This window comes from Pseudomonas sp. GW456-12-1-14-TSB6 (assembly GCF_059424205.1).
In genome coordinates, this window is sequence record NZ_JBWKZE010000006.1 from 196,559 (window position 1) to 209,195 (window position 12,637).

The 12,637-nt window shown below is 61.8% G+C and carries 8 protein-coding genes; 5 read left to right on the plus strand and 3 right to left on the minus strand.

The genetic code is table 11. From position 1 onward, the window contains the following. Nucleotides 1-119: 119 nt before the first annotated feature. Nucleotides 120-2,303: a DNA helicase II gene (gene uvrD / locus AC07Y2_RS07990; RefSeq protein WP_007954248.1), complete on the minus strand. Its 2,184-nt coding sequence runs from the start codon at nucleotides 2,301-2,303 to the stop codon at nucleotides 120-122. Between the two features lie 259 nt (nucleotides 2,304-2,562). Here uvrD and AC07Y2_RS07995 point away from each other — a divergent pair, with 259 nt between their 5' ends. From AC07Y2_RS07995 to AC07Y2_RS08005, 3 genes are all read left to right on the plus strand, one after another. Beyond that, nucleotides 2,563-5,436: a GGDEF domain-containing phosphodiesterase gene (locus AC07Y2_RS07995; RefSeq protein ID WP_103385790.1), complete on the plus strand. Its 2,874-nt coding sequence runs from the start codon at nucleotides 2,563-2,565 to the stop codon at nucleotides 5,434-5,436. 150 nt (nucleotides 5,437-5,586) lie between these two features. Beyond that, on the plus strand, nucleotides 5,587-6,453 hold the full coding sequence (gene hexR / locus AC07Y2_RS08000) for a transcriptional regulator HexR (RefSeq protein ID WP_007954250.1): 867 nt from the start codon (nucleotides 5,587-5,589) through the stop codon (nucleotides 6,451-6,453). 94 nt (nucleotides 6,454-6,547) lie between these two features. Continuing rightward, nucleotides 6,548-6,754: a PA3496 family putative envelope integrity protein gene (locus tag AC07Y2_RS08005; RefSeq protein WP_103385789.1), complete on the plus strand. Its 207-nt coding sequence runs from the start codon at nucleotides 6,548-6,550 to the stop codon at nucleotides 6,752-6,754. Here the strand turns inward: AC07Y2_RS08005 and AC07Y2_RS08010 are convergent. Beyond that, on the minus strand, nucleotides 6,696-7,658 hold the full coding sequence (locus tag AC07Y2_RS08010; protein WP_103385788.1) for a LysR family transcriptional regulator: 963 nt from the start codon (nucleotides 7,656-7,658) through the stop codon (nucleotides 6,696-6,698). The two genes, AC07Y2_RS08005 and AC07Y2_RS08010, sit on opposite strands and share 59 nt — an antisense overlap. Nucleotides 7,659-7,848: 190 nt before the next feature. On the opposite strand from AC07Y2_RS08010, the gene AC07Y2_RS08015 reads away from it, so the two are divergent. Both AC07Y2_RS08015 and oadA read left to right on the plus strand, forming a co-directional pair. Further along, nucleotides 7,849-9,264, plus strand: coding sequence for an acetyl-CoA carboxylase biotin carboxylase subunit (locus AC07Y2_RS08015; RefSeq protein WP_007954255.1), 1,416 nt, complete (start codon nucleotides 7,849-7,851; stop codon nucleotides 9,262-9,264). A gap of 11 nt (nucleotides 9,265-9,275) precedes the next feature. After that, the gene (oadA, locus tag AC07Y2_RS08020) at nucleotides 9,276-11,084 is read left to right on the plus strand and encodes a sodium-extruding oxaloacetate decarboxylase subunit alpha (protein WP_039765069.1); all 1,809 of its coding nucleotides are present in this window, start codon (nucleotides 9,276-9,278) and stop codon (nucleotides 11,082-11,084) included. A 104-nt stretch (nucleotides 11,085-11,188) separates the two neighbouring features. Here the strand turns inward: oadA and AC07Y2_RS08025 are convergent, their stop codons facing one another. Next, complete coding sequence (locus tag AC07Y2_RS08025) at nucleotides 11,189-12,577, minus strand: autotransporter domain-containing protein (protein WP_309475024.1); 1,389 nt, start codon at nucleotides 12,575-12,577, stop codon at nucleotides 11,189-11,191. Nucleotides 12,578-12,637 lie beyond the last annotated feature (60 nt).

Below are 12,637 nucleotides of genomic sequence, written 5' to 3' on the forward strand. Positions count from 1 at the left end.
ATGTTGCCTCCAGTGTTCGTGTCCGATCGTTCCCACGCTCTGCGTGGTAACGCCGCCATGGACGCTCCGCGTCCACAGTGACGCAGAGCGTGGGAACGATGAGCAACGACGGGCTGCTCTTAAATGGCTTCCAGCTTCGCGTACCCGAGCATCAGCCACTTGCTGCCTTCGGCGAAGTTCACCTGCACCCGGGCCTGGGCGCCGGCGCCTTCGAAGTTGAGGATCACGCCGTCGCCGAAGATCGAGTGACGGACAGCCTGGCCAAGGCTCAGGCCGGTTTCCGGAATCTCGCTGCCGCTGAACAGGTTGCTGCCGCCCATCGACTGGTTGCCGCCGAACGGTCGGCTGACGCTGTTTGACAGGCGTACTTCCTGAATCAGGCCTTTCGGTACTTCCCGTACGAAACGCGACACCTTGTTGTAGGTTTCGCTGCCGTACAGGCGTCGGGTTTCAGCATAGGTCATCACCAGATTCTGCATCGCCCGGGTAATGCCGACATAGGCCAGACGCCGTTCTTCCTCAAGGCGTCCAGGCTCTTCCAGGCTCATTTTGTGCGGGAACAGGCCTTCTTCCATGCCCACCAGGAACACGTAAGGGAATTCCAGGCCCTTGGCGCTGTGCAGGGTCATCAACTGAATGCTGTCTTCGTGCTCGTCGGCCTGGGTGTCGCCGGCCTCCAGCGACGCGTGGCCGAGGAATGCCGCCAGTGGCGTCAGCTCTTCGTCTTCTTCGGTGTTCTCGAAGTTACGCGCGGCGCTGACCAGTTCCTCAAGGTTTTCTACCCGGGCCTGGCCTTTCTCGCCTTTTTCCGCTTCGTGGTAGGCGATCAGTCCGGATTGCTCGATGACGGTCTGGGTCATCAGGTGCAACGGCATCTCGGCGCACTTGGCGGCGAGGTTCTCGATCAGCTCGATAAACGCACCGAGTGCACCGGCGGCGCGACCGGTCAGACCTTTATTGGCCACCAGCTGGCGCATGGCTTCCCACATCGACACATCGCTGTGGCGTGCATGGTCGCGGATCGCTTCGACGGTTTTTTCGCCGATGCCACGCGCCGGGACGTTGATTACCCGCTCGAGCGCCGCATCGTTGCCGCGACCTTCCAGCAAACGCAGGTAGGCCATGGCGTTCTTGATTTCCGCCCGCTCGAAGAAGCGCTGGCCGCCATAGATGCGGTACGGAATGCGTTCACGCAGCAAGGCTTCTTCAAGAACGCGCGATTGGGCGTTGGAGCGGTAGAGAATCGCGATATCGCTGCGAGCCAGGCCGGTTTTCAGCGCGCTTTCGATGGTTTCGACAACGTAGCGCGCTTCATCGTGTTCGTTGAAGGCGGCGTAGAGGTTGATGGCTTCGCCGTCGCCGCCATCGGTCCAAAGCTCTTTGCCCAGACGTCCGGTGTTGTTGGCGATCAGGGCGTTGGCGGCTTTCAGGATGCCGGCCGTGGAGCGGTAGTTCTGCTCCAGACGGATGGTCACCGAATCCGGGAAGTCGGAAGAGTACTGGTGGATGTTCTCGATTTTCGCGCCGCGCCAGCCGTAGATCGACTGATCGTCGTCGCCGACCACCATCAGGCTGTCGCCGCCCTTGCCCAGCAGACGCAACCAGGCGTACTGCACGGCGTTGGTGTCCTGGAATTCGTCCACCAGAATATGTCGGAAACGCTTCTGGTAGTGCGCCAAGAGGCCCGGGTGGTCGCGCCACAGGTCGAGGGCGCGCAGCAGCAGTTCTGAGAAATCGATGACGCCGGCCCGCTGGCATGCCGCCTCGTAGGCTTCGTAAATGCCGCGCATGGTGGCCAGGAACAGATCGCCGCTGGCTTGAATGTGTTGCGGACGCAGACCTTCGTCTTTCTGCCCGTTGATGAACCACTGGGCCTGACGGGCCGGCCAGCGTTGCTCGTCCAGCCCCAGCTCGCGGATCACCCGCTTGACCAAGCGTTGCTGGTCGTCGCTGTCGAGAATCTGGAAAGTCTGGCTCAGCCCGGCTTCCTGCCAGTGCGCCCGCAGCAGGCGGTGCGCCAGGCCGTGGAAGGTGCCGACCCACATGCCGGCCGGGTTGATGCCCAGCAATTGCTCGATGCGGTGACGCATCTCGGCAGCGGCCTTGTTGGTGAAGGTCACCGACAGAATCGAGTGGGGCGAGGCGTTCTCGACCTGGATCAACCAGGCGATACGGTGCACCAGCACTCGGGTTTTGCCGGAGCCGGCACCGGCCAGGACCAATTGACGACCAACGGGGGCCGCTACGGCCTGGCGTTGGGCATCGTTGAGGGAGTTCAGCAGAAGGGAGAGATCATCGCGCATCGGGGCATTCTAGGGTGCGCCGCAGGCCCGGGCAAACCGAGCTTTGCATTAGCCGATGAAAGTGCTGCCGATGACGACCGGTCGGTCACCGGCTACAGGCGTTGGCCCGCCTGAGCTCAGGGCTTTGGTGGGGGCTGGGCGGGGGAAAAGTTTCGGTGAAATTATGATCTGGGGCAGTTTGGCAAGTGGTTCGGCTTGTGTATGCTCCGTCCACGTTTCCGGGCGCATGCTCACACTTATAAGAACAAGAACGTTGCCTATGACCCTCAGCTTCGACCTGTCGGGCCCCTCCGTGGAGCCTCGGGTGATCCGCAAGCTTTACGCCACCCAGATGGCGGTCGAGCGCACGCGCCTTCTTTATCAGGGTTCGCTGCTGCCCACCCTGTTCATGTTGATCAACGGTCTGGTCTGCGCCGCTCTGCTCTGGAGCCCGCAGCGTTACTTCGTGGTCAGCGTCTGGCTGGTGTGGCTGTTGTCGCTGGTGGCGTTGCGGGTGATTCAGGTCGCCGCGTTCGACTCGGCGATTCCCGATCGCCAGGCCCAGCCGATCTGGGGGCGCATGTTCCTGCTCGGCTCGACCATGACCGGCCTGACCCTGGCCGGCGTCGGCATCGCGCTGGTCCCGGCCGACAACTTCATGCAGCAGGCCTGGGTGTTCGGCCTGATCGGAGCCGCGACCCTGTCGGCCAGCGTGGCTTACGCCGTGAGCATTCCGGCGTTTCTTTCCTTTACCTTGCCGTGCCTGCTGCCGGCCATCGGCTACCTGTTCTGGGGCGGTGACGAACTGGCGCGGGGTTGGGGCTGGCTCGGGCTGATCCTGCTCGGCTCCCTGAGCGTGGTGGCGTGGCAGGTCAATCGGCTGATCGATCGCGGTTTGCTGCGGCGCTTCCAGAACCAGCACCTGATCGAGCACCTGCAACAAACGCAAACCCGCAGCGAACAGCTCAATCAGAAGCTGGCGAAGGAAATCGAGCAGCGGCGTTGCGCCGAGGGCAAGCTGCGCGAGGCGCAGGTCGAGCTGGAGGATCGGGTCGCCCAGCGCAGCCGAGAGCTGGATGTCGCCAACCAGGCGCTGAGCAAAAGCGAGGCGCGCCTGGCCCTGGCGTTGAAGGCCAGTGAGCTGGGGCTGTGGGACTGGAACCTGCAGACCGACGAGGTTCACCACACGCAGATTCAGGAACTGTTCGGCCTCGACCCGCAGTACGTCACCGGGCTGCTCAGGCATCTGCGACCAAGGCTGCACCCGGATGATGTGCCGCCGCTCAAACGCGCGCTGACCGAGCACTTGAAGGGGCGCACGGAGGATTATCAGATCGAATACCGCGTGCGCCATGGCGACGGTCACTGGGTCTGGATCGAAGACCGTGGACGGGCGGTGGAGCGCGACGAGAACGGGCGGGTCATCCGCATGGTCGGCACCCGCCGCGACATCAGCGTCAGCAAAAGTCTGGAAGCCCAACAGCAATTGGCGGCGACGGTGTTCGAGGCTGCCAGCGAAGGCATCGTGATTCTCGATCCGAATTACTCGCTGATCGCCATCAACCAGGCCTTCAGCCGGGTCACCGGGTATGACATCAACGACATGCTCGGACGCAACGTTGTCGAACTGCCGTGCAGTCGCGACGCCCGCCGCCATTACGTCGCGATTCGCCACGCGCTGGAGCAGCACGGCAGTTGGCAAGGCGAACTGGTGGAAACCCGCAAGAACGGCGAGTTGTATCCGCAATGGCTGCAACTGAATGCCGTGCGCGACAGTCGGGGAAATGTCAGCCATATCGTCGGCTTCTTCGCCGATCTGTCGGCGCGCCGCGAATCCGAAGAGCGCATGCGCTACCTGACCCACTACGACGAGCTCACTGGCCTGGCCAATCGCTCGCTGTTCCGCGAACGCCTGCACGAAGCCCATCAGCGCGTGCGACAGGGCGGGCGCCGGAGTCTGGCGCTGCTGCACATCAATCTGGATCGCTTCAAGCTGCTCAATGACAGCCTTGGCCACGAGATCGCGGACCAATTGCTGCAAAAGATGTCCCGGCGTCTGGTCAATGCTCTTCCGGAAGCCGACACCATCGCCCGGCTGTCCGGCGATGAGTTCGCGGTGCTGTTCGACGCCTACGGCAACCTGTCGAGCCTGGCGCGGGTCGCCACGCGACTGTCGAGCAAGCTGCGCCTGCCGTTGACCGTGGAAGGGCATGAGCTGGTAGTCAGTGCCTCAATGGGCATCAGCATGCTGCCGGACAACGCCCGGGAGATTTCCGCACTGGTCAGTCAGTCGAACATGGCCATGCAACATGCCAAGCACCTGGGCGGCAATAACTTCCAGTTCTACACCGACAGTCTGCAGGCCAGCACGCTGGAGCGCCTGCAACTGGAAAACCAGCTGCGCAAAGCCATCGAGGAAAAGCAGCTCAAGGTCTTCTATCAACCGAAGCTGTGTCTGGGGACCGGCCGTCTCAACGCGGCGGAAGCGCTGGTGCGCTGGGATCATCCGACCATGGGGCGGGTGCCGCCGGGGGACTTCATCGGTCTGGCCGAAGAGACGGGGCTGATCGGGCCGATCGGCGAGTTCGTCCTGCGTCAGGCCTGCTGGCAGGCGTGCGAATGGCAGCGTCAGGGGCTGGCGCCGATCCGGGTTTCGGTGAACCTGTCGGTTCATCAACTGCGCCAGGGCAAACTGGTCAGTCTGGTGCGCCAAGTGCTGGAGGAAACCGGCCTGGCGCCGCATTACCTTGAACTGGAACTGACCGAAAGCCAGCTGCTCGACAGCGTCGAACACATCATCGCCACGTTCCAGCAGTTGCGGGATCTGGGGGTGAAACTGGCGATCGACGATTTTGGCACCGGCTATTCATCGCTGAGCTATCTGAAGCGGATTCCGGTGGATTACGTGAAGATCGATCAGGCCTTTATTCGCGGGTTGGGCGAGGGCAGCGAAGACGCGGCGATCACCCGGGCGATCATTGCGATGGCTCATGGGCTGTCACTGAAAGTGGTCGCCGAAGGTGTCGAGCGATCCGAGCAACTGGCGTTTCTGAAAGCTGAAGGTTGCGATGAGGTGCAGGGCTATCTGATCAGTCGTCCGGTGGAGGCGGTCGGCCTTGCTGCGTTGCTGCGTGAACAGGAAAAACCGCTGTAAAGGGCTACATGCAACGCATGTCGCCTGATCCGGGGGGATCCGGTTACGCATTGAGCAGGCAAAAAGCCAATTCATGTAGTATAACTACAAGCTTGCTACATCCCTGGCATCTGGCCAAAGCACATCTTTCCATAACAAGAGTCCAGCCCCTTGAATCTGCTGCAACACATCGCCCAGTCACGTCACCTGTTACGCAAGTCGGAGCTCAAGGTCGCCGACCACGTGCTGCTTGACCCTGCGGCAGTGATGCACAGCTCCATGGCCGACCTGGCCCACAGCGTCGGCATCAGCGAGCCGACCATCGTGCGCTTCTGCCGGGCCATTGGTTGCTCCGGTTTCCAGGATCTGAAACTCAAGCTCGCGCAAAGCCTCGCGGCCGGCGCCAGCTTCGGTCAGTTCGCGATCCATGAAGACGATTCCGTTGCCGACTACAGCCTGAAGATTTTCGACACCACGTTGCACACGCTGATGGAGGTTCGCGAGAAGCTCGATCCCCTTGAGCTGCAGCGGGCGGTGACGTTGATGTCCCAGGCCCAGCGCGTCGAATTCTATGGTTTTGGTGCGTCGGGCGCGGTGGCGGCGGATGCGCAGCACAAGTTCTTCCGTCTGCTGCTGACGGCGGCGGCGTATTCCGACCCGCACATGCAGGCGATGTCGGCGGTGACGCTGAAGCCGACCGACGTGGCGATCTGCATTTCCCAGTCCGGCCGTTCCAAAGATTTGCTGATCACCGCCAACCTCGTTCGCGAGAGCGGTGCGTCGCTCATTACCTTGTGCCCGAGCCAGACGCCGCTGGCCGAGTTGTCGACCGTCAACCTGGCAATCGACGTGCACGAGGACACCGAAATCTACACGCCGCTGACTTCGCGTATCGCTCACCTGGTGGTGATCGACGTGCTGGCGATGGGCGTGGCCATGGCGCGCGGGCCGAGCCTGGTCAACCACCTCAAGAGCGTCAAGCGCAGCCTGCGCAGCTTGCGGCTGTCGCCAAAATCGGTGAAAGCGCTGGATGACTGAAGGCAATCTTCATCTGTCTGTAACCCCGTCGAAGCCAAACCGTCATCCCTTGCGCCTATCGTGAAACTCCCGTAATCGCCTTGGGAGACTCGAAATGGCTCAGCCTTACGAAGAACGCAACAGCGCCGCGAAAACCCGTCGTCAGCAGGAAGACCAGCGCCGCATGGAATTTCGCCGCGCCATCGAAGATCGCTTCGAACTTCGCCAGCTTCAGGCCGAAATCGGCGATTTTCCCGAGGACATCAATCACTGGCAGGCAGCGCCGGCAGCTGCCCGTCGAAGCGCTCAACCAGCGCGCTGATCTGCACCCGTTCGCTGCGGATAAACGCCAGGAAGGCGTGCGCCACCGGTGACAGCCGTTTGGCCTTGGCTTGCACCAGGCACCAGCTGCGAAACAGCGGCAACTCTTCGACCGGCAGCTCGACCAGGCCGCCGGTCGCCAGCTCCAGGTTCAGGGCGTGGCGCGTCAACAGCGCCAGGCCCAGACCCGCCACCACGCATTCACGCTGGGCTTCGGCCGACGCCACTTCCTGGGTCTGGGTGAAATGCACGCGCTTCTCTTTGAAATACTCTTCACAGGCCAGCCGCGTGCCCGAGCCGGGTTCGCGGATCAGCAAGGTGTAAGGCTCCAGATCCTGCAAGCGCAGCGGGCCCATGTGCGCCAGCGGATGATCGGGACGCGCCACGGCAACGATCGGGTTGTTGAGGAACGGCAGGAACTCCAGCCCCATGTCCTGCGGGACCATCGACATGATCACCAAGTCGTCGCGGTTATCGGAGAGGCGGCGGATCACTTGGCCGCGGTTGACCACCGTCAGCTGCAGGTTCACTTCCGGATGCTGGCGCTTGAACGCCGCGAACAGGTGCGGCACGAAGTATTTGGCGCTGGATTCCACCGCTAGCTTTAACTGGCCCTGCAGCGAGCCCTGCATGTCCGACAGCTGCATGTCGAGGTTTTCCAGTCGGCCGAAAATGTCCCGGCTGGCACGCTGAAGTGCTTCGGCCGCCTCGGTCATGTAGAGTTTTTTGCCCACGTAATCGAATAATGGCTGCCCGATCAGTTCTTCGAGCTGACGAATCTGTAGGCTGACGGCCGGTTGTGTGAGCGACATTTCCTCGGCCGCTCGGCTGTAGGAACGTAAATCACACACTTCGTTGAAGATCTGCAATTGACGCAATGTCATACGCATCAAGGACTTACGCATTTTATAACGACTCTGGCCATTGGCTGATGCGATGACTATAAGTCTTTACTTATGCCTGACCCAATTTTTATTCATTTTTGTTAATCCCTTGTCAGCGCTAGTGTGGAGCCGAGACCAGATTGAAACATTTGGTCACGTGCCGACCTGGGTCTAGCAGGTCGTGGTGCCACCGGCTCAAGGGAACCTCCAAGTGATAACAAAGATCCTGATCGCCAACCGTGGTGAGATTGCCGTACGAATCGTGCGTGCCTGCGCCGAGATGGGCATCCGCTCGGTCGCGATCTATTCCGACGCCGACCGGCATGCCTTGCATGTGAAGCGTGCGGACGAGGCCCACAGCATTGGTGCCGAGCCGCTGGCCGGTTACCTGAACCCGCGCAAGCTGGTGAACCTGGCCGTGGAAACCGGCTGCGATGCGCTGCACCCCGGCTACGGTTTCCTCTCGGAAAACGCTGAGCTGGCAGACATCTGCGCCGAACGCGGGATCAAATTCATCGGCCCGTCGGCGGAAGTCATCCGCCGCATGGGCGACAAGACCGAAGCGCGCCGCAGCATGATCAAGGCCGGTGTGCCGGTCACGCCGGGCACCGAAGGCAACGTCTCCGGCATCGAGGAAGCATTGAGCGAGGGCGACCGCATCGGTTACCCGGTGATGCTCAAGGCCACTTCCGGTGGTGGCGGTCGCGGTATCCGTCGCTGCAACAGCCGCGAAGAACTCGAACAGAATTTCCCTCGGGTCATTTCCGAAGCCACCAAGGCTTTCGGTTCGGCGGAAGTGTTCCTGGAAAAATGCATCGTCAATCCGAAACACATCGAAGCGCAGATCCTCGGCGACAGCTTCGGCAACGTCGTGCATCTGTTCGAGCGTGACTGCTCGATCCAGCGTCGCAACCAGAAGCTGATCGAAATCGCCCCGAGCCCGCAACTGACCCCGGAACAGCGCGCCTACATCGGCGACCTGTCGGTGCGCGCAGCCAAGGCCGTGGGCTACGAGAACGCCGGCACCGTGGAGTTCCTGCTCGCCGAGGGCGAGGTGTACTTCATGGAGATGAACACCCGGGTGCAGGTGGAGCACACCATCACCGAAGAAATCACCGGGATCGACATCGTCCGCGAACAGATCCGCATCGCCTCCGGCCTGCCGCTGTCGGTGAAGCAGGAAGATATCCAGCATCGCGGTTTTGCCCTGCAATTCCGGATCAACGCCGAAGACCCGAAGAACAACTTCCTGCCGAGCTTCGGCAAGATCACGCGCTACTACGCCCCCGGCGGCCCTGGCGTGCGCACCGACACGGCGATCTACACCGGCTACACCATTCCGCCGTTCTACGACTCGATGTGCCTGAAACTGGTGGTCTGGGCGCTGACCTGGGAAGAGGCCATGGACCGTGGTCTGCGCGCCCTCGACGACATGCGTCTGCAAGGCGTGAAGACCACCGCCGCGTACTACCAGGAAATCCTGCGCAACCCGGAATTCCGTAGCGGCCAGTTCAATACCAGCTTCGTCGAAAGCCACCCTGAGCTGACCAACTACTCGATCAAGCGCAAACCCGAAGAGCTGGCCCTGGCCATCGCCGCCGCCATCGCCGCCCACGCAGGCCTGTGAGGAATACAAGAATGAGCAAGAAGATCTTCGTTACTGACACCATCCTGCGCGACGCCCACCAATCGCTGCTCGCCACCCGTATGCGCACCGAAGACATGCTGCCGATCTGCGACAAGCTCGACAAAGTCGGCTACTGGTCGCTGGAGTGCTGGGGCGGCGCGACGTTCGACGCCTGCGTGCGTTTCCTGAAAGAAGACCCGTGGGAGCGTCTGCGCCAACTGCGCGCCGCGCTGCCCAACACCCGTCTGCAAATGCTCCTGCGCGGGCAGAACCTGCTGGGCTACCGCCATTACAGCGATGACGTGGTCAAGGCGTTCGTCGCCAAGGCCGCAGTCAACGGCATCGACGTGTTCCGTATCTTCGACGCAATGAACGACGTGCGTAACCTGCGCGTGGCCATTGAAGCGGTGAAAGCTGCCGGCAAACATGCCCAGGGCACTATCGCCTACACCACCAGCCCGGTGCACACCATCGATGCGTTCGTTGCCCAGGCCAAGCAAATGGAAGCCATGGGTTGCGACTCGGTGGCGATCAAGGACATGGCCGGTCTGCTGACCCCATACGCCACCGGTGAACTGGTACGTGCACTGAAAGCCGAACAGTCGCTGCCGGTGTTCATCCACTCCCACGATACCGCTGGCCTGGCAGCGATGTGCCAGCTCAAGGCCATTGAAAACGGTGCCGACCACATCGACACCGCGATCTCCAGCTTCGCTTCGGGCACCAGCCACCCTGGCACCGAATCGATGGTTGCTGCGCTCAAGGGCACCGAGTTCGATACCGGTCTGAACCTGGAGCTGCTGCAAGAGATCGGTCTGTACTTCTACGCCGTGCGCAAGAAGTATCACCAGTTCGAAAGCGAATTCACTGCCGTCGACACCCGTGTTCAAGTCAACCAGGTGCCGGGCGGGATGATTTCCAACCTGGCTAACCAGCTGAAAGAACAGGGCGCTCTGAACCGCATGGGCGAAGTGCTGGCGGAGATTCCGCGAGTACGTGAAGACCTCGGCTTCCCGCCGCTGGTGACCCCGACTTCGCAGATCGTCGGCACCCAGGCGTTCTTCAACGTGCTGGCCGGCGAGCGCTACAAGACCATCACCAACGAGGTGAAGCTCTATCTGCAAGGCGGTTACGGCAAAGCGCCTGGCACCGTGAACGAGAAGCTGCGTCGTCAGGCCATCGGCAGCGAAGAGGTGATCGACGTACGCCCGGCCGACCTCCTCAAGCCGGAAATGGCCAAGCTGCGTGCCGATATCGGCGCACTGGCCAAGTCCGAAGAAGACGTGCTGACGTTCGCCATGTTCCCGGACATCGGCCGCAAGTTCCTCGAAGAGCGTGCCGCCGGCACCCTTACCCCGGAAGTGCTGCTGCCGATCCCGGAAGCGGGCAAGGTGGCTTCGGCCGGCGGCGAAGGCGTACCGACCGAGTTCGTCATTGACGTTCACGGCGAAACCTACCGCGTGGACATCACCGGTGTCGGCGTCAAGGCTGAAGGCAAGCGTCACTTCTACCTGTCCATCGACGGCATGCCGGAAGAAGTGGTGTTCGAACCACTCAACGAATTCGTCGGCGGCGGCAGCAGCAAGCGCAAGCAGGCTTCGGCACCGGGTCACGTCAGCACCACCATGCCGGGCAACATCGTCGATGTGCTGGTCAAGGAAGGCGACACCGTGAAGGCGGGCCAGGCCGTACTGATCACCGAAGCGATGAAGATGGAAACCGAAGTCCAGGCTGCGATTGCCGGCAAGGTCACCGCCATTCACGTTGCCAAGGGCGACCGGGTGAACCCGGGCGAAATCCTGATCGAGATCGAAGGCTGAGATAACAGCCTCGATACAACGCTTTAAACCTCGGGGGGGCATGTGCTCCCCTTTTTTTTGCTTTCAAGTTGCTGCCGCAACGTGCGGCAGCAGCCAGTCCGGACTCAGAACGCCATTCGCCACTGGCCCGATACACCATGGTTTCGGCTGTCGGTACCGATCTCACCCGACAAGCCAACACCGAGTGTGTGGCTGGACGAGACGGCCAGATCCAGCCCGGTGTCGAGCGTCAGGCTATTGCGATCCAGCTCTGCGCCATGAACGGTGTAGTCACGGCCGCCGGTAGCCAGACGTTGTCGGGTGCTAGTGTCGGTCTCGCCGTAAACATGTTTCCATCCCGCGCTGAGTCGTGGCGTGAGGCGCATGCCGTTATCCAGCGTGCTGACTTTCGCCATGCGCAGGCCGACGGTGGTGTTGAAGTTGCCCTGGGATTGATCACCCACCCGGAGCGCCGCATCCCCGCCTTTTTCGGTGTAGCCGTCGCGGTGGTAGCGTTGATAACCGAGGCCGGCAAACGGCTCGATGCTGATGTTGGCCCGACCCAGGTTGTATCCCGACTCGATGAACGCTTGCTGGGTAGTGGCCTGGTAGTTGCCTTTCAGTCGGTCATGGAAGCGGCCGAACGCGACTTTGCGGCGGGTACTGCCTTCATGGTTGCTCCAGGCTACGCCTAACCGAAGTGACAGCGGGCCGGTCTGGCGCAAGGCGTAGGCACCGAGGTGCCAACTGTCGAGATCGCCGTCCAGCTCCTTGCTGTCCATGCGCGTGCCGGAGGTGCCGCCCATCAAGCCCAGTCGCCAGTCTTCGTCGAGCCGCCAGTCCGCACCGATCAGCAGTCCTTTGGTGGAATGCTGCATGGGCTCCACATCGCGATCCAGTTTCCCGCTGTGGCCGAGGGCCTGCAGCCAGACCCTGCCGCTCTCGGCGTTTCCGGCCGCGTGGCGCGGTGCGTTTGGCTGGTTTTCATGCAGGTTATCGAGCTGGTGCATGGCCGACAGCAGACTGGCGCTGACCGGTGTGACGCTGCTCAAGGTGGCCTTGGCGAGGTTGGCGTTGTTGCCGCCGGCCAGTTGATCGTAGGCGAGGGCGGCCGTAGTTTCGTCGGCAGCGAGCAGGGCTTCGATGGCTGCGTTCCCCGGAGGTAGAGGGGAATCCGTTGACGGCGGCTGGTCTACCACTTGGGTTTGTTGAGCTGCGGACGTTTCGGCCAGAACCGATTCCGGTAAGGGCGCTGGTTTTTCCAGGCTTTCTTTGAGTGCGCTGCCGCTTTGCGTCGTGGCGACTTTCTCGGAGGGAATGTCATCGGGTGCAGGAAGGGGGGCTGCTGGAATCTCAGTGCTGACCGGAAATGTTTCTGGCGTCGGAGCGATACTTTCTGCAAGCAGTGGCTCTGGAGCGAGACTGGGCGGAGCAGGTTTTTCTTTCTTCTTGCGCGCAGGCTTGGGTTTCACTTCGTCCATGACGGGCGCGTCGGGCTCCGACTGCTCTGCCATAGAAAACTCCACGCAACCGACTACCAGCGCGACCGCCAGGACAAGATGTTGGAGCTTGTA